Here is a 23,303-nt window from a genome sequence, read left to right as displayed (position 1 = left end):
GGGTGCAGCGGCGGCAGCCACGGCGGCGGCAACCCCGGCGGAGCGCACGGCGGCGGCAAGCCCGGCGGCTCGCACAACGGCGGCGGCAACTGGTGGAGCGGCGGCAATCACGGCGGCGGCAAGCCCGGCGGATCGCATGGCGGCGGCAAGCCCGGCGGCTCGCACAACGGCGGCGGCAACTGGTGGAGCGGCGGCAACCACGGCGGCGGCAAGCCCGGCGGATCCCACGGCGGCGGCAAGCCCGGCGGCGGCTCCAGCTGGGGCAACTGGGGCAACTGGGGCGGCGGCAAGCCCGGCGGCTCCCATGGCAACAACAACCACAATCACGGCGGCGGCAAGACCAAGCACGGCTGAGGTCTGAGCCCGACGGCCGGGCGCTCGTCCGCCCCCTCCCCGGGGCGGGCGGGAGCCTCCCGACCTTCGGCCGAGGCCTTCCCGATTCAGGAGACGGGAGAGCTTCGGCTCCGGAAGCCGGGCGCGTGAATCGTCCCGAAAAAATACGAAAGGCGAGGCCCTCTCCAGGGTCTCGCCTTTTTCCTCACGTCGGCGCGGAGGCCTCAGAGCCCGAGGCGCGCCCGCAGGGCCGAGCCGTTGCGGCGCTGATGATGTTCGCCGGGATTCACCTGATAGACGCCGAGATTGCGGCGGAAGGCGTATCCGGCTTCGTGGCCGCGCCGCCAGCAGAGCACGGCGGGGGTCTCCAGGGTCTTGGCGCCGTTCTCGTAGAGGGTCAGCACCGCCACGCGCGGCGGAGAGGCCACCGAGACCCGCAGGCCGCCGGAGGAGATGTCGAGCACCGAGACGTAATGGCCGTCCAGAACCGCGCGGACGCCCGATGCGACGCGACGGTCGGAGGCGCGGCTCTCATGGGCGGCCGGGGCGACGCGTTTCTTGAACATCTGCTTCACTCCTGAGCCTGAGTCTGGGAGAACCTTCCTGGTCCCTGAGGATGGAGAAGCAAATCGCGCGCCGCCGGAGAAAGGCGCCGAAGATCCCCCTAACGCCTTGATCTTCCTGGAGGGCGCTCGGGGCCCGTCTCAGGTTTCGTCGCAGGTCTGGCCCAGAAGAAGACGAAGGCCGCCCCGGAACGGGACGGCCTCGCAGGACAGGAACAGGACGGGCCGGAGCCCATCCGGAAAGAAACGGCTCAGCGGCCGGGCGCGGCGGCGCGGATCTCCTCGCCGACCTGCTCCTCGTACTGGGCGAAGTTCTCGATGAACATGCGCACCAGCTTGTCGGCCTGCGCGTCGTAGGCGGCCTGATCGGCCCAGGTGCCGCGCGGGTCGAGCAGGGCGGAATCCACGCCCGGAACCTCGAGCGGAACCTCGAAGCCGAATTTCGGATCCTTGCGGAACTTCGCCTTGTTCAGCGAGCCGTCGAGCGCGGCGGTGAGCAGCGCGCGCGTCGCCTTGATCGGCATGCGCTTGCCGACGCCGTAGGCGCCGCCGGTCCAGCCGGTGTTGACCAGCCAGCAGCTCGCGCCGTGCTTCGCGATCTTCTCGCGGAGCAGGTCGCCGTAGACCCGCGGATGACGCGGCATGAAGGGCGCGCCGAAGCAGGTGGAGAAGGTCGGCTCGGGCTCGGTGACGCCCTTCTCGGTGCCCGCGACCTTCGCCGTGAAGCCCGAAAGGAAGTGATACATCGCCTGAGCCGGGGTCAGCCGCGCGATGGGCGGCAGAACGCCGAAGGCGTCGCAGGTGAGCATGACCACGTTGCGCGGGAAGCCGCCGAGGCCGGTCTCCGAGGCGTTGGCGATCACGTCCAGCGGATAGGCGACGCGGGTGTTCTCGGTCAGCGAGCCGTCGTCGAAGTCGATGACGCGGGTGCGCTCGTCATAGACGACGTTCTCCAGCACCACGCCGAATTTCGAGGTGGCGGCGTGGATCTCGGGCTCGGCCTCGGCGGAGAGGCGGATGGTCTTGGCGTAGCAGCCGCCCTCGAAGTTGAAGACGCCGTTCTCGGACCAGCCATGCTCGTCGTCGCCGATGAGGATGCGCGAGGGATCGGCCGAAAGCGTGGTCTTGCCGGTGCCCGAGAGCCCGAAGAAGACCGCCGCGTCGGCGGCGTCGCCGCGGGCGTGGTTCGCCGAGCAATGCATCGGCATGACGCCCTTCGCCGGCAGCAGGTAGTTCAGGATCGTGAAGACGGACTTCTTGTTCTCGCCGGCGTAGGAGGTGCCGCCGATCAGGACGAGCTTCTGCTCGAAGGAGATGGCGATGACCGTCTCGCTGCGGCAGCCGTGGCGGGCCGGATCGGCCTTGAAGCTGGGCAGGTTGACGATGGTGAACTCGGGCGAGAAGCCCGCCAGCTCGGAGGCTTCGGGACGGCGCAGGAGCTGGCGGATGAACAGCGCGTGCCAGGCCAGTTCGGTGACCAGGCGCACGTTCAGACGGTAAGCCGGATCGGCGCCGCCGTAGAGATCCTGCGCGTGGAGGTCGAGGTTGCGGGCGTGGGCGAACATGTCGGCCTTGAGGGTCTCGAAGGCCGCGGGCGCGAGGGGACGGTTGTTCTCCCACCAGATCGAATTCTCGACCGAGGGCTCGCGGACGACGAACTTGTCCTTGGGCGAGCGGCCCGTGTGCTTGCCGGTCTTGACGGCCAGCGCGCCGCCGAGGAGCAGTTCGCCCTCGCCGCGCTGCACGGCCCTCTGGGCCAGAACCGGAGGCAGGTCGTTCCAGGAGACAGAACGCGCCTCCAGACCCAGTTTCTCGAGGCCCAGCGCCTCATTCCGCAAGCCTGAATTCGTCACGACGCGTCTCCTGATCAGCCGTCCGCAAAAGCCCGAAGGCGCCGCCCCGAAGGCGACGCGCTCACTAATCCCTACGGAATCCTTGTAGCAATTTTCATGTCCCTTGAAAAGGAGCCCTCGCAAGGATCTTGCCGCGCCATTCCGACACATCGCGCCCTCCCGCGCGCGCCGGACGGACAGGCCGCGCAAGGGTCGACGAAGCGTCGAAGCCGTCCGGTCCGGGCGGAAAATGCTCTAGACTGTCCTTCCCGGAGAACGGGCCGCAAGGAACAGGCGCAGCAAGATCCGCGCCGCATCGGAACGAGGGGAGGCCGTCATGGCGGAGGACGAAGGCAGGCTCTGGCTGAGCCCGGAGAGCGCGGCGCGCGCGGCGGAGATCTCCGCGCGGACGGAGGGCGCCGGGTCGGAGGCCCTGCGGGCGGAGCTGGATCGGCTGATCCTGTGGAATCGCCGCATCCACGACGAGGATTGCGTGAACCTCGATCCCGCCGCCAACGCCATGCATCCGCGGGCGGAGGCGGCCCTCGCGCAGGGATTGGGCTCGCGGCCTTCGCTGGGCCATGCGGGGGCGAAATACGAAACCGGGCTGGAGGCCGTCGAAGAGATCGAGGAGATCGCCCGCAGCCTCGCCATGGAGATCTTCCAGGCCCGCTTCGCCGAGATCCGCGCGCCTTCGGGGGCCCTCGCCAACCTCATGAGCTTCATGGCCTGCGCCAGGGCGGGCGACCGGATCGTCACGCCTCCGGCGGCCGTCGGCGGCCATGTGACCCACCAGACTCCCGGCGCGGCGGGGCTCTACGGGCTGGAGGTCCACAACTCCGCGCCCGACCGCTCCGGCGTCTATACGGTCGATCTGGAGCTCTTGCGCGAACAGGCCCTGAGTCTGCGGCCCAGGCTGATCAGCATCGGCGGCAGCCTGAACCTCACGCCGCATCCGGTGGCGGAGGTCCGGGCCATCGCCGACGAGGTCGGGGCGAAGGTTCTGTTCGACGCGGCCCATCTCTCGGGCCCCATCGCGGGCGGAGTCTGGCCCAACCCCTTGCAGGAGGGGGCCCATCTCCTGACCATGAGCTGTTACAAGAGCCTCGGCGGGCCGCCTTCGGGGCTGATCCTGACCAATGATCCGGATCTCGCGCAGAGGCTCGACGCCATCGCCTTCCCCGGCCTGACCGCCAATTCCGATCCCGGCAAGGCCGCCGCCCTCGCCTACGCCCTGCTCGACTGGCGCGCCCCTCACGGACCCGCCTACGCCCGCGCCATGGTCGAGACGGCCCAGGCTCTGGAGGCGGCGCTCCGGGCCGAGGGGCTGCCGGTCTACGGCGCGACCCGCTCGCATCAGCTGGCTCTGGAGGCCAGGGACTGGGGCGGCGGAAGCGCCATGGCGCGCCGTCTGAGGCGGGCGAATCTGCTGGCCTGCGCCATCGGCCTCCCCCTCGCGGAGGGCGACGGCCTGAGGCTCGGGACTTCGGAGATGGCCCGGCGCGGCCTGACCCCTCGGGACGCTCCGGAGCTTGCGCGGCTGATCGGCCGGGCGCTCTACGAGGCGCCGGAGAGCGTCGCGGCGGAGGTCTCGGCCTTCCGCCGCCGCTTCACGGGATTCCGCTTCGTGAGCTAGACGGCCAGAGAGCCGGGCGCGGAGGCGGGAAATCCCTCCCGCATCCGCCTCGGCAGCCGGGCGAAGAGCGTCAGGCCCCGCGCGACGAAGAAGACATGCAGCGCCGCCCAGAGCCCGTGATTCCCGAAGAGCGGAATCAGGATCCACAAGGCCGCGACGAAGATCCCCACCGAGAGGATCATCCGGTTGCGCATGTCCCGCGACCAGGAGGCGCCGATGAAGACGGCGTCCATCTGGAAGGCGAGGAAGCCCGAGAATCCCGCGAAGGCCGCCCAGAGCAGATGCTCATGCGCCAGAGCCCGAACCTGCGGCAGATCGGTCATGCCGGAGACCAGCAGATCTCCGGAAAGCAGGATGCAGCCCGCCGAAACCAGCCCCATCGCCGCCGACCAGAGCGTCGTCAGGCGCACCGCCCGCAGGAAGGTCCGGCGCAGACCCGCGCCATAGGCGCGTCCGCCCATCTGCTCGGCGGCCATGGCGAATCCGTCCATGAAGAAGGTCAGCAGCACGAAGAGATTCATCAGCAGCGCGTTGGCCGCCAGAACCTCGGGGCCGAACTGCGCCCCCTGACGCGCGAAGAGCAGATAGACGCAGAGCAGCGCGAAGGAGCGCGCCATGATGTCGCCGTTCATGGCCATCATGCGCCGGAAGGCCGCCGGATCGCGCAGCAGCGCCCGGCTCGGCCGGGCCCTGGCCCGCGCGAAACGCCGCTTCACGAGCGCCAGCCCCACGATCGCCGCCAGAGCCTCGCCGCCGATGGTCGCCCAGGCCACTCCCGCCACGCCCCAGCCCATCCAGAGCCCCAGAGCCAGCGAAAGGACCAGATTCGCCCCGTTCAGCGCGAGCTGGATCCCGAGTCCCGTCCGGCCCTCGCCGCGCCCCAGCACATAGCCGAGAATCGCGTAGTTCAGCAGGATCAGCGGCGCCCCGAGCATCCGGATGCGGACGTAGACCTCCATGGCGGCGCTCACCGCCGGATCGGCCTGCATGAAGGCCCGCCCCGCCCAGGCGACCAGAGGCGCCGCCAGAGCCAGAACCACCCCCGCCGCCAGAGCCACAGCCGCCGCGCGCAGGAAGGCGGCCTGCTCTTCGGCTTCGTCGTCATGGCCCATGGCCTGAGCCACCAGCCCCGTTGTGCCCGAGCGCAGGAAGTTGAAGCAGCTGAAGACGAAGTCGATGACCACCGCCCCGACGGCCAGACCGCCGATGAGGGCGGCCTCGCCCATGCGCCCGACCACCGCCGTATTGACCACGCCCAGAAAGGGCGTCGTCATGTAGGCGAGGGACATGGGAACGGCGATGGCCAGGATGGCCCGGTTCGTGACCGGAAAATCACGGGATTCGGCGCTGAAATCGCGCATGACGACACCAGGAAGGCGATCAGGGAGAAAGGAGAATCAGGGGCGCGACGTCGGGCCGCGCGCCTGCGTTCCCCCTACGCCCTTCCCGGCGCGAAAGCGAGAGGGTCGGCGAAGGCCGACCCCGGAAGACTCGTCGAGCGTGGGAGAAAGGCGACGGCCTCGGGCGCGAGGGCCGCGCCCCGACTCACAGCGCGAAGCTGACGCCGCAGCCGCAGGCCGACTTCACCTGAGGATTGCGCACCACGAATCGCGCGCCGATCAGCACGTCCTCGTAATCCACCACCGAGCCTTCGAGGAAGGGCGCCGAGACGGAATCCACATAGAGCCGCGCCCCGTCGGTGGTCATCACGAGGTCGTCCTCTTGCGGCGGAGCCTCCTCCAGCGCAAATTCATACTGAAAGCCCGAGCAGCCGCCGCCCTGCACCGAAAGCCGCAGGGCCTTTTCGGGGCCGCCCTCCTCCTTGAGGATCTGCTTGAGCCGCCGCGCGGCGGCGGGCGCAAAGGCGATTTCGGAGGTCATGGCGCATCTCCTCGAATTCCGGGCCCGCCGGAGCCGAAGATTCGTCTTCGCCTTCCGTCAGGGACTCGCCCTGCAATATCGCTCTTCGACCGGCCCGTTTTCAAGAGGTCCCCCCGCGATGACCGCTTCTTCCTCCATACCGGCCTCCGTCCCGGTTCCCCGGGCGCCTTTCGCCGCCTTCGCCGACCCGGCTCTGGGGCGGCTCCATCCCGAACCCGAGAGCGCCCATCGCGCCCCCTTCGCCCGCGACCGCGACCGGATCCTGCATTCCGAGGCCTTCCGGCGCCTCAAGCACAAGACCCAGGTCTTCATCGATCCGCATGGCGACCACATCCGCACCCGCCTGACCCACACCCTGGAGGTGGCTCAGGCGGCGCGGGCTCTGGCGCGGCGTCTGGGGCTGGACGAAGACCTCGCCGAGGCCACGGCTCTGGCGCATGACCTCGGCCACGCACCTTTCGGCCATGCGGGCGAGGAGGCCCTGAACGAGGTCATGGCGCCCTGGGGCGGCTTCGACCACAACGCCCAGGCGATCCGCATCCTGACCGCCCTCGAACGCCGCTACGCCGATTTCGACGGGCTCAACCTCCATCTGACCACCCTGGAGGCCGTCGCCAAGCATAACGGGCCCTTGCTCAGGCCGGGCGAGAGCCTCGACGCCCTGCCCTGGGCCCTGCGCGAGGCCGCGCAGCGGATCGACTTCGATCCCTGGCGGCAAAGCTCCGCCGAGGCGCAATGCGCCGCCATCGCCGACGACCTCGCCTACAACACCCATGATCTGGAGGACGGGCTCCGGGCGGAGCTCTTCACCCTGGACGACCTCAAGCCCCTGCCGCTGATCGGGGCGTGCCTCGGCGAGATCGACCGCCTGCGCCCCGGCCTCGATCCCGAGCGGCGCCGCCACGAAGCCTTGCGGCGGATGTTCGGGCGGCTGATGGAGGACGCGGTGAAGGAATCCCTGCGCCGCATCGCCGAGGTCGCGCCGCAAGGCCCCGAAGACGTCCGCGCCGCGCCCTTCCCTCTCGTGGATTTCAGCCCCCATGTCCGCAGCGAGCTGAAGGCGATCCAACAATTCCTTTTCAAGCAAGTCTATCGTCACTACAAGGTCAGGCGCATGGCGGCCAAAGGCCAGCGCGCGCTGCGCGAGGCGTTCGACCTGTTTCTGGCGGACCCGCTGCTCCTTCCCGAGGACTGGCGCGGCCCCGGACCCGAGTCGGGCGGATCCGGAGCGGAGCGGGCGCGGCGCGCGGCCGACTACCTCGCCGGCATGACCGACCGCTTCGCTCTGGAGGAGCATCGTCGGCTCACCGATCCGGGCTTCCGCGCCTGACAAGGCGTCCTTAATCTCTGGCATTCGCAGCAGCATCATGACCGTTTTCGCCGATTTCCGCTCCGTCGTTCTGGACGCCCTCGCGCAGTTGCAGGCGGAGGGCCGAGTCCCCTCCGGCCTCGACACGGCCGCCGTCGCCATGGAGACGCCGCGAGATCCGGCCCATGGCGATCTCGCCACCAACGCCGCGCTCGTGCTGGCCAGGCCCGCGAAGCTGGCGCCGCGCGCCCTCGCCGAGGCCCTCGCCGAAAAGCTGCGGGCGCATCCTCAGGTGCGTTCGGCCGAGCCCGCAGGCCCCGGCTTCCTCAATCTGCGGGTGGACGAAGCCGTCTGGCGCGCCGAGCTGCGCGAGGCCATCGACCTCGGCGCAGGCTGGGGCCGCTCGGAGATCGGCGCCGGAAAGAGCGTGGACATCGAATTCGTGTCGGCCAATCCGACCGGGCCCCTGCATGTGGGGCACATGCGCGGCGCCGTCTTCGGGGACGCCCTCGCCAACCTGCTCCAGGCGGCGGGCTGGGAGGTCACGCGCGAATATTACATCAACGACGCGGGCGGGCAGGTCGACACCCTCGCGCGCTCGGCCTATCTGCGCTACCTCGAAGCGCACGACCGCTCCATCGAGATCCCCGAAGGGCTCTATCCGGGCGAATATCTGCGCGACGTGGGCGCGGCCCTGCGGGCGCAGTTCGGCGACCGCTTCGTGGACCAGCCCGAAGAAGCCTGGCTGGAGCCGATCCGCGATTTCGCCGTAGCCCGCATGATGGACGAGATCCGCGAGGATCTGGCGGCGCTCAACATCCACATGGATCTTTACTCCTCGGAGAAGGCCATCGCGCAGTCGGGCGCCGTGGAGCAGGCCATCGGGCGGCTCGAGGAGATGGGCCTGATCTATCGCGGCGTGCTGGAGCCCCCCAAGGGCAAGCTCCCCGAGGACTGGGAGCCCCGCGAACAGACGCTCTTCCGCTCCACCGCCTATGGCGACGACGTGGACCGCCCCATCCGCAAGTCGGGCGGCTCCTGGACCTATTTCGCCCCGGACATCGCCTATCACTACGACAAGACCCAGCGCGGCTACGACCTGCTCGTCGACGTGCTGGGCGCCGATCACGGCGGCTACGTCAAGCGGCTCAAGGCGGCGGTGGCGGCGCTCACGGAAGGGCGCGTGCCGCTGGAGGCGCGGCTCTGCCAGATGGTCAACCTCTTCAAGAACGGCCAGCCCTACAAGATGTCGAAGCGCTCGGGGAATTTCGTCACCCTGCGCGACGTCATCGACGAGGTGGGGCCGGACGTGGCCCGCTTCGTCATGCTCATGCGCAAGAACGACGCCCAGCTGGACTTCGACTTCGACAAGGCTCTGGAGCAGTCCAGGGACAACCCCGTCTGGTACGTGCAATACGCCCACGCCCGCACCGCCTCGCTGGCGCGTCAGGCGCAGGAGGCGGGCTTCCTCCTCGACGACGCGGGGCTCGCGACGGCCGACGCCGATCTGCTCGACCATCCTTCCGAGATGGCGCTCATCCGCAAGATCGCCGAGTTCCCCCGCCATGTGGAGGGCGGCGCCCAGGCTCAGGAGCCGCACCGGATCGCCTTCTACCTCTATGATCTGGCGGGCGTCTTCCACGCCCTCTGGAGCCGGGGCAAGGAGGAGGAGGAGCTCCGCTTCGTGCAGGCCTCCGATCCCGAGGGCACCAGGGCGCGTCTGGCGCTCGTGCGGGCGACTCAACTGACGCTTGCGAATGGGATGCGAATCTTGGGCGTGACGCCGATGGACGAAATGCGCTAACCTTGTCGAAACACATCTTCGGCGCAGACCGTCAAGGCTGAGGAGGGGGCGCGCAGCGCTTCGAGCAGGATCATGACCACGCAGAACACGACCACTCCCGAAGCTTCCGCTCCTCAGGGCGGCGGCGGTCGGGGGGGCCTTCTGGCCCTTCTCAGCGTCGCCCTCGTCGGAGGCGTGATGTATTCGGCCTATCAGTTCGGCAAGCGCCCCGGCGACGTCGCCGAGCCCGCCGCCCGCGCCATCGTCGCCGCCAACGGCGAGGCCGTCACGGTGGTCTCGGCGCCGGTCGAGCCCCTGCGCAGCGCGCCGGAGAACCCCGGCGGACTCGTCGCGCCCGATCAGGCCCGCGCCGCCTACGAGAGCCTCGGCCCGCGCCCCATCGAGCCCGCCAGCGCCCGCGTCACCGAATTCCAGTCGGCCGAGGAGACCGAACGGCCCGCCGGACCCATGGCCGCCCGCGCGGTGGAATCGGCCGATTCCGCAGCCCTGCGCGCCCGCAACACCGAAATCCACAGCATCGGGCTGGCGGCGGTGCCGGCGCGCACGGACATGACCCGTCCCGCCGAGACCTTCGCCCTGAACGCGCCCGAACGCGATCTCGCGGCGCCGGGTCTGGCGGCGGCGCTCTCCTCCTCCAGCGGAGGCGCGGGCGCGCCCGCCGCTCCGGCTTCGGGGGCCCTCGGTCCGCGCGCCTCCCAGGCCGCCGCCGCAGGAGGCGCCACGCCGCCTTCGGGCCTCGGGCCCGTGGCCTCCTCGACCGCGCTCGGCGCCCCCGCCGGAGCCGTCGGCGCCGCGCCGCGCGGCCCGACGATGCAGGCCGCCCAGGCTCAGGCGGGCGCTCTCAACCCTGGCGCTCCCTTCGCCGCGCCGGGCGGAGTCGCGCCCATCGGCCCCTCGGTCGCCGCCCCTGCGGGAGCGCCCGGAGCCCTCGCGGCGACGCCCGCCGCTCCGGTCGAGACGGCCGCCCTCACGGAGGCGCCCCAGGCTTCTCCGCCGCCGCGTCCGCGCCCGACGCCCGCCGCCTCGCTCAGCGTGGTGTCGCAGGTGCGCGCCGCAGCCGGAATCAACGTGGCCGCGCCGCAGCCGCCGGTTCAGGCCGCCCAGCCCGCTCCGGTCTCGACGGGCTTCACGCCGCAGTCTCAGGTTCAGGTCCAGCCGCGCGTCTTCGCGCCCGGACAGGCCACCATGTCGCTCGGCCAGGATTTCGCCGCCACGGCGGGGGGGGCAGATCCCCGCGCCGTCGCGGCGGCTCAGGCCGCCCAGGCCGAAGCCCAGCGGCTTCAGGCCGAGGCCCTGCGCCTCGCCCAGACGCCCGCCCAGCCCTATGGCGGGCCGCAGCCCCAATACGCCGCCGCGCCTCAGCCCGGCTTCGCGCCCCAGCCGCAATTCCAGCCCCAACCGCAGCCGCAGCCCGTCGCGGGACGCGGCGCCCAGATCCAGCTCGGCGCCCTGCCCTCGCCGGATCAGGTGCAGCAGCGCTGGGCCATGCTCCAGCGGAGCAATCCCGATCTGCTCGGTTCGCTGCGGCTGGACATCCAGCCCGTGACCACCGGCGCAGGTCAGCAGCTCTTCCGGCTGCGGGCGGGTCCGCTGGCCGATCAGGGCTCGGCGCGGAATCTCTGCGCGGCGCTCCAGGCGCGCGGCGTCGACTGCTACGCCCCGCCCTCGTAAGATGGCGGCGGCTTCTCCGGTCATCTTCGGATGCCTCGGGCCCGCGCTCTCCGATGCGGAGCGCGGGTTCTTTCGCGAGGTCTCGCCCTGGGGCTTCATCCTCTTCCGGCGCAACGTCGAGACGCCCGAGCAGCTGCGCCGCCTGACCGACGCCCTGCGCGAGTCGGTGGGCCGCGAGGCGCCGATCCTCGTCGATCAGGAAGGCGGAAGGGTGGCGCGTCTGCGGGCGCCGCACTGGCGCAGCTGGCCCGCGCCTCTCGCGAGCATGGAGGCCGCCCTCGACGAGGCCGAGAAGGAGGCCGCGCTCGCGGCGCGCTTCCGGCTGATCGCCGCGGAGCTGCGCCGGGTGGGCGTGGACGTCTGCTGCGCGCCCCTGCTCGACGTGCCCGCTCCCGGCGGCCATGACATCATCGGCGACCGCGCCATCGGCCGCGATCCCGGGACGGTGGCCCGTCGGGGCTTCGCGGTGCGCGAAGGCCTGACTTCAGGCGGCGTCCTGCCGGTGATCAAGCATATCCCCGGCCATGGTCGGGCTCTGGTGGACAGCCACCTGCACCTCCCTTGCGTGACGGCCTCGCGCGAAGAGCTGGAGCGGGTGGATTTCGCCCCCTTCCGCCAGCACGCCGAGGCCCCTCTGGGCATGACGGGCCACATCGTCTTCGAGGCCATCGACCCCGAGGCCCCCGCCACGCTCTCGCGCAAGGTGGTTCAGGAGGCGATCCGCGGCTCCATCGGCTTCGACGGGCTGCTGATGACCGACGACCTCTCGATGAAGGCGCTCTCGGGCGATTTCGAGAGCCGCGCCCGCGCCTCCCTGGCGGCGGGCTGCGACGTGATCCTTCATTGCAACGGCGAGATGGAGGAGATGGCGCCTGTGGCCCGCGCCCTCTCGCCGCTGACGGGCGAGGCGCTCCGCCGCGCCGAGGCCGCCGACGCCGCCCGCTTCGCCATCCGCGAGGCCGCGCCCGACGAAGAGGCGGACCTCGCGCTCTGGCGGGCCTTCGACGCCCGCGCGAAACTCCATTCCGCATGAAAGATCCGGGCGGACGGCGGAGCAGGAAAACATAACCTCTCCAGAAGGTTGGGTTTCCTCCTGATGCGGATCTCCGCCGCATCGGGGAGGAAACCCGCCGCCGCCCCTCTTGGAGGCGGCCGCCCGGCCCCCTACATCACAAGACGTCGATTTCTCATCGGCCTCCGGGGACGGCTGCGATCCGCCCCCTGAGGCCGCCGATTCTCTCCGACGCCCGCCCCCCGGCGGACGACGAGACGAAGGAGACGCAAGATGGAATGGGATGTCCTCGCCGGCCGCTGGAAACAGCTCAAGGGCGCCGCAAAGGAGAAATGGGGCGACCTCACCGACGACGATCTGCTGGAGATCGAAGGCAAGCGCGACAAGCTCGCAGGCAAGCTCCAGCAACGCTACGGCTACGCCAAGGCCGAGGCCGAGAAACAGGCCGACGACTGGTCCGCGCGGCTCGCCGACGACGGCGGCGTCACCGCCGACGAAGTGCGGCACGCCCGCGAAAAGGCCGAAGCCGCCTGGACGAACGTCAAGGGCGGATGGCGCGAGATGGTCGGCTCGCTCAAGCAGAAATGGGGCGAGCTCACCGACGACGACCTCGCCGAGGCGGAAGGCGCCCGCGACCGGCTCGTGGGCAAGCTGCAGCAGAAATACGGCTACGCCAGGGAGGAGGCCGAGCGCGAAGTCGACGCCTGGGCCCGCCAGAACCACGACAGGACAGGCTGAGCGAACCTTTCTTTCCTGAGGTTCCTCTCCGGAAGCCTGCCCCCCGCTCTCGCGAACGGGGGGCTTTTTCACGGCGGATCTCGGGAGGGCTCGCACCTCACTTCTGCGGAATGATCCGCAGCGAGAGGTCGCGCAATTGCTGCGGCGTCGCCTCCGCAGGAGCGCCCATCATGAGGTCTTCGGCGCGCTGGTTCATCGGGAAGAGCACCACCTCGCGGATGTTCTCGGCGTCGGCGAGCAGCATGACCATGCGGTCCACGCCCGGCGCGATGCCGCCATGGGGCGGAGCGCCGCAGCGGAAGGCGTTGAGCATGCCGCCGAAGCGCGCCTCCACGGTCGCGGCGTCATAGCCGACGATCTCGAAGGCCCGCAGCATCACTTCGGGGAGGTGGTTCCGGATGGCGCCCGAAGAGAGCTCCACGCCGTTGCACACGATGTCATATTGATAGGCGAGGATGTCGAGCGGCTCCTGGGTGTTCAGAGCCTCAAGCCCGCCCTGCGGCATCGAGAAGGGGTTATGCGAGAAGTCGACCCGTTTCTCCTCCTCGTTCCACTCGTACATCGGGAAATCGACGATCCAGCAGAAGTCGAAGCGGTCCCTGGCGGTGAGGCCGAGCTCGCTCCCGACGACGTTGCGCGCCTTGCCCGCGAAAGCCGTGAAGGCCTCGGGCTTGCCCGCCGCGAAGAAGACCGCGTCTCCGGCCTTCAGCCCGAGCTGCTGACGGATGGCTTCGGTGCGCTCCGGCCCGATGTTCTTGGCGATGGGTCCGGCGGCGTCCAGAGCGCCGTTCTCCTCGCGCCAGAAGATGTAGCCGAGGCCCGGCTGACCCTCTTTCTGGGCCCAGGAGTTCATGCGGTCGCAGAATCCGCGCGAGCCGCCGCCCGGCGCCGGGATCGCCCGCACTTCGACCTTCGGGTCCTTCTCGATCATCCCCGCGAAGACCTTGAAGCCTGATCCGGCGAAATGCTCGGTCACGCTCTGCATGACGATGGGATTGCGCAGGTCGGGCTTGTCGGAGCCGTATTTCAGCAGCGCCTCGCGATAGGGAATGCGCGGGAATTCCGGCGTGACCGGGCGGCCCTTGCCGAATTCCTCGAAGATTCCGCGCATCAGGGGCTCGACGGCCTGGAAGACGTCCTCCTGCGTGACGAAGCTCATCTCCATGTCGAGCTGATAGAACTCGCCCGGCGAGCGGTCGGCGCGGGGGTCTTCGTCGCGGAAACAGGGGGCGATCTGGAAATAGCGGTCGAAGCCCGCGACCATCAGCAATTGCTTGAACTGCTGGGGCGCCTGCGGCAGGGCGTAGAACTTGCCCGGATGCAGACGCGAAGGCACGAGGAAATCGCGCGCGCCTTCAGGGCTGGAGGCGGTGAGGATCGGCGTCTGGTATTCGGTGAATCCGAGATCCCACATGATTTCGCGCAGACGGCGGATGACGCTGCTGCGCAGCTTCATCGCGGCGTGGGGGGCGTCGCGGCGCAGATCGACGAAGCGGTATTTCAGGCGGGTCTCTTCGGGATAATCCTGATCGCCGAAGACCGGCAGAGGCAGGTTCTCGGCGCGGCTGAGCGGCTCGATTCCGCGCGCGAAGACCTCGATCTCTCCGGTGGGGAGGACCTTGTTGACCGTCTCGGCGGGACGGGCCTTCACTTCGCCGTCGATGCGCACCACCCATTCCGAGCGCAGGGCCTCGGCCTCCCTGAAGGCGGGCGAATCGGGATCGACCACGATCTGGGTGATGCCGTAATGGTCGCGCAGGTCGATGAAGAGCAGGCCGCCATGATCCCGCACGCGATGCACCCAGCCCGAAAGCCGGACGGTCTGTCCGATGTGGGCGGCGGTCAACTCGCCGCAAGTCTGGCTGCGATAGAGATGCATCGGGAATTCTCCGGGAAGTCGCGGATCGCGCGAAAGCGGGCGCAAGAGCGCATGCGGGGCCTGTCCTGTCAAGTCCGGCTCCGGCGGGAGGCGGGGGTCTAGACCGCCCGCGTCGCCAGAGCCGCCGTCAATTGCGCGCCGAGCCCGAGCTGACGCGTCCGCTTCAGCCGCTCGGCCAGCAGGATCGCCGAGAGCTTGCGCAAGGCGCCGTCGAAATCCTCGTTGAGCACCAGATAGGCGTATTCGCTCCAGTGGCTCATTTCGGCTTCGGCCTTGGCCATGCGGCTGCGGATGACTTCGGCGGAGTCCTGTCCGCGCGAGACGAGACGGCGCTCCAGCTCCTCCAGCGAGGGCGGCAGGATGAAGACGTCCGCCACCGACTCCGGCGCGGCCTCGCGCAATTGCCGCGCGCCCTGCCAGTCGATGTCGAAGAGCACGTCCAGCCCCTGGGCCATCCAGGCCTCCACCGGCGCGCGGGGCGTGCCGTAGAGATTGCCGAAGACCTCGGCCCATTCGAGCATCTCGCCGGTCTCGACCTTCTTCAGGAATTCGGCGCGGGTCATGAAGAAATAATCCTTCCCCTCGACCTCGCGGGGTCGGATGGGGCGCGTGGTCGCCGAAACCGAGAGCTTCAGAGCCGCGTCCGCCGCCAGCAAGGCCCGCGCGAGGCTGCTTTTGCCCGCGCCCGAAGGCGAGGAGAGCACGAGCATCGCGCCGCGTCGGAGGAAGCGGGCCTCGGGCCGGGCGCTCTGGAGCAGACGTTCGGCGTCCCCTTGCATCATGGGCGGAGGTCTTTCTCGGAGGTTGATCGGATCATTCGAGGTTCTGGGCCTGCTCGCGCAGCTGGTCTATGGCGAGCTTCAGATCGAGCCCCACCCGCGTCAGTCCCAGAGAAGGCGACTTGGCGCAGAGCGTATTGGCCTCGCGGTTGAACTCCTGGGCGAGGAAGTCCAGCTTGCGCCCGACCGCGCCGCCCTGTTCGAGCAGGGCCTCGGCGGCGGCGGCGTGGGCGCGCAGACGGTCGATCTCCTCGCGGACGTCGGATTTCACCGCCAGAAGCGCCAGCTCCTGCGCCAGCCGCGCGGGGTCGAGTTCGCCGCGTCCCTCCATCAGCGCCTCGACGCGGGCCTTGAGCGTCCCGGCGGCGGCGAGATTGGCGGCGGCGGCTTCGGCCTCGGCGCGGGCGGCGAGCCGCGCCACCGTCGCCAGATGCCCCGCGAGGGTCGTCCTGAGCCGCGCGCCTTCTCCCCGGCGCGAGGCGGCCAGCGCCAGCAGGGCGTCGTCGAAGCCGATGCGCAGCGCCTGGGCGAGGGCCGGACCGGGCGCGGCCTCGACGGGACGCTGGGTCTCCAGCGCGAGCAGGGCCTCCGCCGCGACGGGCGCCAGCGGCAGCCCGAGCGCCTCCAGCGTCCTGCGCGCGGCGAGCAGCCGGCGGGCGGCGCGGGCGAACTCCTCGCCTTCTCCGGATCCTCCGGCGAGGGGCCCCAGACTGAGGGTCGCCATGAGCGAGCCGCGTTCGAAACGGGCCTGGGCCGCGGCCCGCACGTCGGGTTCGAGCGAATCCCAGCCATGGGGCAGCCGGAGCCGGAGCTCCAGGCCCCGCCCGTTGACGCTGCGCAGCTCCCAGCGCCAGCGCAGGCCTCCGGCTTCGCCTTCGGCGGCGGCGAATCCGGTCATGCTCTGGGTTTCGCCCGGCTGGGCGAGGCGTCCGGGGGGGGAATGGGCGCGGCTCATCCGCCGAGCGCCGCTTTGACGAGAGGCCCGACCGTCCCCATGTCGAGGCGGCTTCCATGGGCCGCCTTGAGCGCCGCCATGACCTTGCCCATGTCGCGGGGACCGGCGGCGCCGCTGGCGGCCATGGCGGCGCGCACGGCTTCGGCGGTCTCGGCGGCGTCGAGGGGCCGGGGCAGGAATTCGCGGATCACGAGGATCTCGGCGCGCTCCTTCTCGGCGAGATCCTTGCGCCCGCCCGCCTCGAACTGCGTGATGGAATCCTCGCCGCGCTTGGCGAGCTTCGCGAAGGCCGCGAGCAGATCGGCGTCCGGGGCCTCCTTCGCGCCCGAGCCGCGGGCCTCGACGTCGGCCTTGAGGATCTCGGCGATCATCATGCGGATGGTCGAGAGCCTGGCCGCGTCGCGGGCGAGCATGGCCTGTTTCAAAGCGGCGTTGAGCGCGGCGCGCGGCATGACGAATCCTCCCGAATTCCTGAACCGCCGGTTATACAGGCGTCACGCGCGCGACGCAAAGCCGCGCCTCGCCGCGCGGAGGGAGAGTCCGGCGCGGGAGGCGGCTTCCTTGACGCTCCGGATCGCGGGCGTTACATGAAGCCCGCCCGCGCCCGCCGGGAAGGCCCGCAGCGCCCGCGCGAGGCCTTTCCCTATCCGGAGACGCGTCATGACCCAGAACCCCGCCGAAACCGCCGCGCCCGGAGTTTCTCGGGATCTCCGCCGCCCCACCGCCGTTCTGGTCCTCGCGGACGGACAGGTCTTCTACGGACGCGGCTTCGGCGCTCCCGGCGAGCAGGTGGGCGAGCTCTGCTTCAACACCTCGATGACCGGCTATCAGGAGATCATGACCGATCCCTCCTACGCCGAACAGATCGTGGCCTTCACCTTCCCCCACATCGGCAACACCGGCGTGACTCCGGAGGACGACGAATCCGCCGATCCGGTGGCCCTCGGCATGGTGGTGAAGCTCGACCCCACCGAGCCCTCGAACTGGCGGGCTCTGGAGACCCTCGACGCCTGGCTGGCCCGGCGCGGCCGGATCGGCGTGGCGGGTCTGGACACCCGGCGTCTGACGCGGCTGATCCGCGACCAGGGCATGCCCCACGCCGCCCTCGCCTACGATCCCGAGGGGAATTTCGACGTCGAGGCCCTGATCGCGAAGGCCCGGGCCTGGAAGGGCCTCCTCGGGACGGATCTCGCGAAACAGGTCAGCTGCGTCCAGAGCTACAAATGGAGCGAAGCCCGCTGGGTCTGGCCGAAGGGCCATGTCCCGGCGCCCAAGCCGCGTTACCGGGTGACGGCGCTGGACTACGGCGCCAAGCGCAACATCCTGCGCTGCCTCGTGGAGATCGGCGCCGACGTCACCGTGCTGCCCGCCTCGGCGGATCTGGAGCAGGTGCTGGCCCAGAAGCCCGACGGCGTGTTCCTCTCCAACGGCCCCGGAGATCCGGCGGCCACCGGCGCCTACGCCGTGCCGATGATCCAGGGCGTCATGGCGCGCGACATTCCGGTCTTCGGCGTCTGCCTCGGCCATCAGATGCTGGCTCTGGCGCTGGGCGCCCGGACCACGAAGATGAAGCAGGGCCATCACGGCGCGAATCATCCGGTCAAGGAGCTCTCGACCGGCAAGGTCGAGATCGTGTCGATGAACCACGGCTTCACCGTCGATTCCGGCAGCCTGCCCGAAGGCGTGGTCGAGACCCATGTCTCGCTCTTCGACAGGACCAACTGCGGCGTGAGCGCCCGGAACGGCCGGGTCTTCTCGGTGCAGCACCATCCGGAGGCGAGCCCCGGCCCGCGCGACAGCTTCTATCTCTTCGAACGTTTCGCGCGCAACATGGAAGAGTCTCGCTCCTGAGTCGAGCATCCGCCCACGCCTCGCGCGCGGGACGGATTTCCTTGCGCCCCACGTCTTCCGAAGGCCATCCTTTCGCGTCGCGCGTCCTGCGGCGACGGCGGCGGGGGGAGCGATGCCGAAGGATCTCGGGGGAGGGACCGGCGCGCGTCGGGCGCGACGACGGCGAGCCGCGCGCATCCGGCATCTGCTCGCCGCGCTGCAGGATCTGGATTATCCCCGCGACCGGCTCGAAGTCCTGATCCTGCTGGAGCAGGACGATCTCGAAACCTTCGCCGCCTTCCTCGCGCAGGATCCGCCGCCCTGGATCCGGCTTCTGGTCGCGCCGGACGGCGCGCCGCGCACCAAGCCGCGCGCGCTGAACTGGGGACTCGCCGAGGCGAAAGGCGGCATCGTCGGCGTCTTCGACGCCGAGGACCGCCCTGAGCCGGATCAGCTGCGCAAGGCCGCGGCGGCCTTCGCCCAGGCGCCGCCCGAGGTGGTCTGTCTTCAGGCCCGGCTCGGCTGGTACAACGCCTCGACCAACGGCCTGACGCGCGGTCTGGCTCTGGAATATGCGGGATGGTTCGGCTTGCTGCTGCCGGCTCTGGCGCGTCTGGGCTGGCCGATTCCGCTCGGCGGCACCTCCTGCTACCTGCGCGCGGGGCCTCTGCGCGAGATCGGCGGCTGGGATCCCTGGAACGTCACGGAGGACGCCGACCTCGGGTTCCGGCTGGCGCGGCGGGGCTGGCGCTCGGCGACGCTCGATTCGACCACCTGGGAGGAGGCCGTCCTGACGCCGCACGCCTGGATCCGGCAGAGGACCCGCTGGATCAAGGGCTTCCTCGTCACCTGGATCGTCCACATGCGCGATCCCCTCCGGCTCTGGCGCGAGATCGGTCCGGCGGGATTCTGGGTGCTCAACGCCCTGACGCTGGGGTCTTTCCTGGCCTATCTGAGTCTGCCGCTGCATCTGACGGCGCTCGCCTGGCTTCTGGTCGCGGGAGAAGCGCCCTGGAGCGAGGTTCTGCCGGAGAAGGCCGGGCGGCTTCTGGCGGCGCTGTTCTGGGCGGGTCTGGCCGCGGCGACCTTCATGGCCTTCCGGGGCGCATGGCGGAGCTACGGCCTGCGCTTCGCCTGCTGGGCTCCGCTTCTGCCCTTCTATCTGGGGATCTTCGGGCCTGTCGCGGCTCTGCGGGCCGCGAGCCAGCTTCCGCGCTCCGCCTTCCTCTGGGAGAAGACGGCCCACGGCTTCGATCAGGGCGCCCTTGCGCCTTCTCCGGCCGACGCCGCGCCCGCCGGACGCCAGGCTTCGCGCGGCGCGGTGTAGTCGGGCGGATCGGCCAGATCCCGCAGGCTCCATCCGGTGGCCTGCATGCCGAAGAACAGCGCCGACCAGAGCACCACGGTCAGTCCGGTGGTCCAGAGCATGGTGCGTCCGATGCGCGGGTTCTCCGGCGCGCTGGAGGGCGTGCCGGGGACGACTTCTCCGGCTTCCTCCTGGCTGCGCGTGTTGAACGGCAGGATGCAGAGCAGCGCGAGCCACCAGATCACCGCGAACATCACGATGGCCGAGGTCACCGCCATGGCTTGAGCCTCCTTGACTTGAGCCTTCCTGACTCGCGGGCCGAAAGGGTCAGACCTGCTCCAGCTCGACGAGCACGCCGTTGAAGTCCTTGGGATGCAGGAAGAGCACCGGATTGCCGTGGGCGCCGATCTTCGGCTCGCCGTCGCCGAGGACGCGGGCGCCCCTGGCCTTGAGCGCGTCGCGGGCGGCGCGGATGTCCTCGACCTCGTAGCAGACGTGATGCATCCCGCCCGCCGGATTCTTCGCGAGGAACCCCGCCACGGTCGACTCGGCGCCGAGGGGCTCCATCAGCTCGACCTTGGTGTTGGGCAGCTCGACGAAGACCACCGTCACGCCATGTTCGGGCATGGCCTTGGGCTCGGAGACCTTCGCGCCGAAGACCTCCCGATATTGCCGGGCCGAGGCGGCCAGATCCGGCGAAACGATGGCGACATGGTTCAGACGACCGATCATGGGACGCTCCCTCTCTGCTCCGCCGGAAGGCTTAACGCGCCCGGCGCCGCGCGGCAAGGCGACGAAAGGGCGCTCCTTTCTCCCGGGTTTTTCTCCTGTCTTTCGCGGTTCGGGGCTGGAATCTCCCGCGCGAGGCGTCCCGATCCCCTTTGCGCAATTGAGAGGTAAGATTCTTTCGACTATTTTGCAGCAGATCGCCGGGCCGTTCCGCGGCCCTCCCTCACCCCTCACGTCGGGAGCCGGATCGTGGAGCTGGCCGCAATTCTCGTCCTGGTCGCCTTGGTGCTGATCACCCTCTTCCTCGCCGTCCGGACCGTCCCGCAGGGCGAGCAATGGACCGTCGAACGCTTCGGCCGCTATACGCGCACGCTTCAGCCGGGGCTGAATCTGCTGGTGCCCTATGTGGACAACGTGGGCAAGCGCCTCTCGATGAAGGAGGAGCTGCTCGACGTGCCCGAACAGGACGTCATCACCCGCGACAACGTGATGGTGCGCACCGACGCCGTGGTGTTCTTCCAGATCCTCGACGCCAGCGCCGCCGCCTACGAGGTGGGGAATCTGGCGAGCGCGATCATCAACCTGGCGATCAGCAACATCCGCACCGTGATCGGCGGCATGGAGCTGGACGACGTGCTCACCCGCCGCGACGAGATCAACAAGCGCCTGCTGAACGCCATCGACGAGGCGACCGAAGCCTGGGGCGTGAAGGTGACGCGCGTGGAGATCCGCGACCTCTCGCCGCCGCCCGACATCGCCGATTCCATGGCCCGCCAGATGAAGGCCGAGCGCGACAAGCGCGCCGAGATCCTGGAGGCCGAAGGCGCCAAGCAATCGGCGGTGCTCAAGGCCGAGGGCGCCAAGCAGGCGGCGGTCCTGCGCGCCGAGGGCGAGAAGGAAGCCGCGATCCGCGCCGCCGAGGGCCGCCGCGAAGCCGCCTTCCGCGACGCCGAGGCCCGCGAACGCGCCGCCATCGCCGAAGCCGAGGCCACGCGGGTGGTTTCGGAATCCATCGGGGCGCATGGCGTTCAGGCCATTCAATATTTCGTGGCGCAGAAATACGTGGATTCGCTCAAGGAGATGGCCAGCGCCGAGAACTCCAAGATCATCATGATGCCGCTGGAGGCCTCGGGGATCCTGGGCAGCGTCTCGGGCGTGACGGAGCTGCTCAAGGCGACGGGCGCCGTCGGGACGGGCAAGACGGGCGCCTGAGGGCGCAGGTCGGGCCGCAAGGCCCTTCCGGAGAGGGCGCGCCGCCGCGCGGCCGCAACAGAGGCCCGCGGCGCGGCCGCATTTCGATCTGGGGGAGATCCATGGACGTCATTCTCGGCTTCATGAATTCGCACGCCGTCTGGGGCTGGATCATCGTCGGGCTGCTGCTGCTGATCGCCGAGACCTTCAGCGGGGATTTCTTCCTCGCGGGACCGGCGGCGGCGGCGCTTCTGGTGGCGGCGGTCCTGGCGGTGCATCCGCCGCTTCTGCCGAACCTGAACGGCCAGCTTCTGGCCTTTGCGGCTCTGGCCTTCGCGCTGGGGATCTCGGCGCGGCGGATCTCGGCGCCCTGGCGCGACGACGCCGCCGCCGACGGCATCAACGACCGCATGGGCCGCACCCTCGGGCGCGAGACCCTGGCCAACGGCGAATTCGTCGGCGGACGCGGAACCGTGCAGGTGGACGGCGTCATGTGGCGCGCGCGCCTGGAGGAAGGCGAGACCGTCCCCTCGGGCGCGCCGCTGATCGTCACCGCCCATCGCAACGGACAGCTCATCGTCCGGCGGCTTCAGCCCGGCGGCGCGGCGGGCGGCCCCTCCGAGCCCTGAGCCTTCTCAGCCGATCCTGAAGAAGGGCGAAAGGGGCTCCGCCGGGTCCTCCTCCGGATCGGGCGCCGCCTGATCCTCCGCCGGATCGCCGGATCCTTCCTCCGTCTGCGGGGACTCCGTCTCGCCCGGCGGCTCGACGAGGCCCGATCCGGCGCGTTCCGGCCCGACGGAGAGAGCTTCGGGGAAGCCCGATTCTCCGATCTGCGGCGGACGCAGGCGCAGACGCTCGCGCGCCTCGTCGGTCTCGTAGCCGAGGATCAGGAAGACCTCGGCGAAGTCGGCGCATCCCCATTCCAGCGGCACGAACTCCGGCGCCTCGCGGTCCAGCTGCTCCAGAATCTCCGCCAGCGGCGTCCATCCGCCGGGCTCCGCGGCTCCGTCCGGAGTCTCCGGAGCCTCGGAGGGGAGGGCCCTCCGGAGCGCCCGGAGGCTCTCCGCGTCCGGACTCCTCAGGACGGCCCGGATATGGCCGCCTCCCTTCGGATCGGGCAGGATCTCGAAGAGCCCGCTGGCCTCCAGAAAGGGCAGCAGCTTCGGGAATCCGTAGTCGGCGGGGTTCAGCGGCGGCGTCGCGTAGCGGACCAGCGTGCCGAGCTTCGAGATCATCGCCCAGCCTTCGACGTCGGCGGCCTGGAGGAAGATCCGCCGCAGGGCCGGACGGGCGTTCGGGAGGCCTCCCGGCCGCTTCAAGGGAGACGGCGCCGCCGGGAACTCCGTCTGCGGGGGCGCGAGCCGCCAGAACCTGTCGAAGGCCGAGGCCAGGGCGGGGACGGCCTTGCGCTCGCCGATTCCACAGACCTCCAGGCCCTGTTCGCGGATGCGCAGGGCCAGCCGCGTGAAGTCGCTGTCGCTGGAGACGAGGCAGAAGGCGCCGTATCTGCCCGTATGGAGCAGATCCATGGCGTCCACGATGAGGGCGGCGTCGGCCGCGCCCTTCTTTCCGCTGGCGTAGGCGAATTGCTGCACCGCCAGCAGGCCGTGACGCAGGACGCAATCCCGCCAGCCCTGGAGCGCCAGTCCGCTCCAGTCGCCGTAGACGCGCCGGACCACCGGCCGTCCCCATCCTTCGGCGATCCTCAGGATCTCCGGACAGAAGCGCGGCGACACGTTCTCCGCGTCGATCAGCAGGACCATCAGGGGCCTGGGGGTCTCCATGTCTTCTCCGTCTTCTCCGTCAGCGGCTCGCGGTCCGCAGGCGGTTCGCGCAGGAACGTCAGAGGGGCGCC

General features: G+C 70.1%; 22 protein-coding genes and 1 pseudogene. 12 read left to right on the top strand and 11 right to left on the bottom strand.

Features of this window, described 5'->3' with window-relative positions; translation table 11 throughout:
* On the top strand, nt 1–354 hold a 354-nt coding region (locus PHN62_RS15975; RefSeq protein WP_300152345.1), incomplete at its 5' end, for a hypothetical protein.
* A 203-nt stretch (nt 355–557) separates the two neighbouring features.
* Here PHN62_RS15975 and PHN62_RS15970 read toward each other — a convergent pair.
* Entirely contained in the window at nt 558–899 is a 342-nt protein-coding gene (locus tag PHN62_RS15970; RefSeq protein ID WP_300152344.1) for a hypothetical protein, read from the bottom strand.
* A 248-nt stretch (nt 900–1,147) separates the two neighbouring features.
* On the bottom strand, nt 1,148–2,734 hold the full coding sequence (locus PHN62_RS15965) for a phosphoenolpyruvate carboxykinase (RefSeq protein ID WP_300152347.1): 1,587 nt from the start codon (nt 2,732–2,734) through the stop codon (nt 1,148–1,150).
* A 331-nt stretch (nt 2,735–3,065) separates the two neighbouring features.
* Between PHN62_RS15965 and PHN62_RS15960 the strand changes: the two genes are divergently transcribed.
* Nucleotides 3,066–4,364, top strand: a complete 1,299-nt coding sequence (locus PHN62_RS15960; RefSeq protein WP_300152343.1) for a beta-eliminating lyase-related protein — start codon at nt 3,066–3,068, stop codon at nt 4,362–4,364.
* On the opposite strand, the gene PHN62_RS15955 is transcribed toward PHN62_RS15960, so the two are convergent.
* Together PHN62_RS15955 and erpA are read right to left on the bottom strand one after the other, a co-directional pair.
* Nucleotides 4,361–5,725 carry an MATE family efflux transporter gene (locus PHN62_RS15955; RefSeq protein ID WP_300152342.1) on the bottom strand — a complete coding sequence of 455 codons (1,365 nt, stop codon included), beginning with the start codon at nt 5,723–5,725 and terminating at the stop codon, nt 4,361–4,363. The genes PHN62_RS15960 and PHN62_RS15955 overlap by 4 nt on opposite strands.
* Nucleotides 5,726–5,909: 184 nt before the next feature.
* On the bottom strand, nt 5,910–6,245 hold the full coding sequence (gene erpA / locus PHN62_RS15950) for an iron-sulfur cluster insertion protein ErpA (RefSeq protein ID WP_300152341.1): 336 nt from the start codon (nt 6,243–6,245) through the stop codon (nt 5,910–5,912).
* 118 nt (nt 6,246–6,363) lie between these two features.
* Here erpA and PHN62_RS15945 point away from each other — a divergent pair, with 118 nt between their 5' ends.
* The 6 genes and pseudogenes from PHN62_RS15945 (at nt 6,364) to PHN62_RS15920 (ending at nt 12,779) form a co-directional block, all read left to right on the top strand.
* Nucleotides 6,364–7,575: a deoxyguanosinetriphosphate triphosphohydrolase gene (locus tag PHN62_RS15945; protein WP_300152340.1), complete on the top strand. Its 1,212-nt coding sequence runs from the start codon at nt 6,364–6,366 to the stop codon at nt 7,573–7,575.
* A 37-nt stretch (nt 7,576–7,612) separates the two neighbouring features.
* Nucleotides 7,613–9,358, top strand: coding sequence for an arginine--tRNA ligase (argS, locus tag PHN62_RS15940; protein ID WP_300152339.1), 1,746 nt, complete (start codon nt 7,613–7,615; stop codon nt 9,356–9,358).
* Nucleotides 9,359–9,430: 72 nt separating this feature from the next.
* Nucleotides 9,431–11,029, top strand: coding sequence for an SPOR domain-containing protein (locus PHN62_RS15935; protein ID WP_300152338.1), 1,599 nt, complete (start codon nt 9,431–9,433; stop codon nt 11,027–11,029).
* 1 nt (nt 11,030) lies between these two features.
* Nucleotides 11,031–12,062 carry a beta-N-acetylhexosaminidase gene (nagZ, locus tag PHN62_RS15930; protein WP_300152337.1) on the top strand — a complete coding sequence of 344 codons (1,032 nt, stop codon included), beginning with the start codon at nt 11,031–11,033 and terminating at the stop codon, nt 12,060–12,062.
* Between the two features lie 252 nt (nt 12,063–12,314).
* Nucleotides 12,315–12,497 (top strand): annotated as a pseudogene (locus tag PHN62_RS15925) (CsbD family protein); the annotation flags it as partial.
* Between the two features lie 42 nt (nt 12,498–12,539).
* Nucleotides 12,540–12,779 (top strand): CsbD family protein, encoded by a 240-nt coding sequence (locus PHN62_RS15920; protein ID WP_300152346.1) that lies wholly within the window; start codon nt 12,540–12,542, stop codon nt 12,777–12,779.
* 97 nt (nt 12,780–12,876) lie between these two features.
* Here the strand turns inward: PHN62_RS15920 and aspS are convergent, their stop codons facing one another.
* From aspS to PHN62_RS15900, 4 genes are all read right to left on the bottom strand, one after another.
* Entirely contained in the window at nt 12,877–14,658 is a 1,782-nt protein-coding gene (gene aspS, locus PHN62_RS15915; protein ID WP_300152336.1) for an aspartate--tRNA ligase, read from the bottom strand.
* A 98-nt stretch (nt 14,659–14,756) separates the two neighbouring features.
* Nucleotides 14,757–15,440, bottom strand: coding sequence for a guanylate kinase (gene gmk, locus PHN62_RS15910; protein ID WP_300152335.1), 684 nt, complete (start codon nt 15,438–15,440; stop codon nt 14,757–14,759).
* A gap of 31 nt (nt 15,441–15,471) precedes the next feature.
* Complete coding sequence (locus PHN62_RS15905) at nt 15,472–16,392, bottom strand: YicC/YloC family endoribonuclease (protein WP_300152334.1); 921 nt, start codon at nt 16,390–16,392, stop codon at nt 15,472–15,474.
* On the bottom strand, nt 16,389–16,844 hold the full coding sequence (locus PHN62_RS15900) for a GatB/YqeY domain-containing protein (protein ID WP_300152333.1): 456 nt from the start codon (nt 16,842–16,844) through the stop codon (nt 16,389–16,391). The genes PHN62_RS15905 and PHN62_RS15900 overlap by 4 nt, the downstream gene beginning before the upstream one ends.
* A 208-nt stretch (nt 16,845–17,052) precedes the next feature.
* Between PHN62_RS15900 and carA the strand changes: the two genes are divergently transcribed.
* A complete protein-coding gene (carA, locus tag PHN62_RS15895; protein ID WP_300152332.1) occupies nt 17,053–18,243 on the top strand; it encodes a glutamine-hydrolyzing carbamoyl-phosphate synthase small subunit in 1,191 nt (396 codons plus the stop codon).
* A gap of 112 nt (nt 18,244–18,355) precedes the next feature.
* Nucleotides 18,356–19,549: a glycosyltransferase family 2 protein gene (locus tag PHN62_RS15890; protein WP_300152331.1), complete on the top strand. Its 1,194-nt coding sequence runs from the start codon at nt 18,356–18,358 to the stop codon at nt 19,547–19,549.
* Here PHN62_RS15890 and PHN62_RS15885 read toward each other — a convergent pair.
* Nucleotides 19,477–19,806, bottom strand: coding sequence for a DUF1467 family protein (locus PHN62_RS15885; RefSeq protein ID WP_300152330.1), 330 nt, complete (start codon nt 19,804–19,806; stop codon nt 19,477–19,479). The two genes, PHN62_RS15890 and PHN62_RS15885, sit on opposite strands and share 73 nt — an antisense overlap.
* 49 nt (nt 19,807–19,855) lie before the next feature.
* Complete coding sequence (gene mce / locus PHN62_RS15880) at nt 19,856–20,260, bottom strand: methylmalonyl-CoA epimerase (RefSeq protein WP_300152329.1); 405 nt, start codon at nt 20,258–20,260, stop codon at nt 19,856–19,858.
* A 246-nt stretch (nt 20,261–20,506) separates the two neighbouring features.
* On the opposite strand from mce, the gene PHN62_RS15875 reads away from it, so the two are divergent.
* Nucleotides 20,507–21,469 (top strand): SPFH domain-containing protein, encoded by a 963-nt coding sequence (locus tag PHN62_RS15875; protein ID WP_300152328.1) that lies wholly within the window; start codon nt 20,507–20,509, stop codon nt 21,467–21,469.
* A 101-nt stretch (nt 21,470–21,570) separates the two neighbouring features.
* Nucleotides 21,571–22,077, top strand: coding sequence for an NfeD family protein (locus PHN62_RS15870; protein ID WP_300152327.1), 507 nt, complete (start codon nt 21,571–21,573; stop codon nt 22,075–22,077).
* Between the two features lie 6 nt (nt 22,078–22,083).
* Here PHN62_RS15870 and PHN62_RS15865 read toward each other — a convergent pair whose 3' ends face one another.
* On the bottom strand, nt 22,084–23,232 hold the full coding sequence (locus tag PHN62_RS15865) for an NYN domain-containing protein (RefSeq protein ID WP_300152326.1): 1,149 nt from the start codon (nt 23,230–23,232) through the stop codon (nt 22,084–22,086).
* Nucleotides 23,233–23,303: the final 71 nt, after the last annotated feature.

Source organism: Neomegalonema sp., assembly GCF_028688855.1.
In the GTDB taxonomy this organism is placed as follows: Bacteria; Pseudomonadota; Alphaproteobacteria; order Rhodobacterales; family Rhodobacteraceae; genus Neomegalonema.
Note: the sequence above shows the minus strand (reverse complement) of the source record. Positions and strands in the feature narration are given on the sequence as shown.

Coding starts and splice junctions, on each gene's coding strand:
- PHN62_RS15970 (WP_300152344.1), bottom strand. CDS start 899: ATGTTCAAGAAACGCGTCGCCCCGGCCGCCCATGAGAGCCGCGCCTCC.
- PHN62_RS15960 (WP_300152343.1), top strand. CDS start 3,066: ATGGCGGAGGACGAAGGCAGGCTCTGGCTGAGCCCGGAGAGCGCGGCG.
- PHN62_RS15955 (WP_300152342.1), bottom strand. CDS start 5,725: ATGCGCGATTTCAGCGCCGAATCCCGTGATTTTCCGGTCACGAACCGG.
- erpA (WP_300152341.1), bottom strand. CDS start 6,245: ATGACCTCCGAAATCGCCTTTGCGCCCGCCGCCGCGCGGCGGCTCAAG.
- PHN62_RS15945 (WP_300152340.1), top strand. CDS start 6,364: ATGACCGCTTCTTCCTCCATACCGGCCTCCGTCCCGGTTCCCCGGGCG.
- argS (WP_300152339.1), top strand. CDS start 7,613: ATGACCGTTTTCGCCGATTTCCGCTCCGTCGTTCTGGACGCCCTCGCG.
- PHN62_RS15935 (WP_300152338.1), top strand. CDS start 9,431: ATGACCACGCAGAACACGACCACTCCCGAAGCTTCCGCTCCTCAGGGC.
- nagZ (WP_300152337.1), top strand. CDS start 11,031: ATGGCGGCGGCTTCTCCGGTCATCTTCGGATGCCTCGGGCCCGCGCTC.
- aspS (WP_300152336.1), bottom strand. CDS start 14,658: ATGCATCTCTATCGCAGCCAGACTTGCGGCGAGTTGACCGCCGCCCAC.
- gmk (WP_300152335.1), bottom strand. CDS start 15,440: ATGATGCAAGGGGACGCCGAACGTCTGCTCCAGAGCGCCCGGCCCGAG.
- PHN62_RS15905 (WP_300152334.1), bottom strand. CDS start 16,392: ATGAGCCGCGCCCATTCCCCCCCCGGACGCCTCGCCCAGCCGGGCGAA.
- PHN62_RS15900 (WP_300152333.1), bottom strand. CDS start 16,844: ATGCCGCGCGCCGCGCTCAACGCCGCTTTGAAACAGGCCATGCTCGCC.
- carA (WP_300152332.1), top strand. CDS start 17,053: ATGACCCAGAACCCCGCCGAAACCGCCGCGCCCGGAGTTTCTCGGGAT.
- PHN62_RS15890 (WP_300152331.1), top strand. CDS start 18,356: ATGCCGAAGGATCTCGGGGGAGGGACCGGCGCGCGTCGGGCGCGACGA.
- PHN62_RS15885 (WP_300152330.1), bottom strand. CDS start 19,806: ATGGCGGTGACCTCGGCCATCGTGATGTTCGCGGTGATCTGGTGGCTC.
- mce (WP_300152329.1), bottom strand. CDS start 20,260: ATGATCGGTCGTCTGAACCATGTCGCCATCGTTTCGCCGGATCTGGCC.
- PHN62_RS15870 (WP_300152327.1), top strand. CDS start 21,571: ATGGACGTCATTCTCGGCTTCATGAATTCGCACGCCGTCTGGGGCTGG.
- PHN62_RS15865 (WP_300152326.1), bottom strand. CDS start 23,232: ATGGAGACCCCCAGGCCCCTGATGGTCCTGCTGATCGACGCGGAGAAC.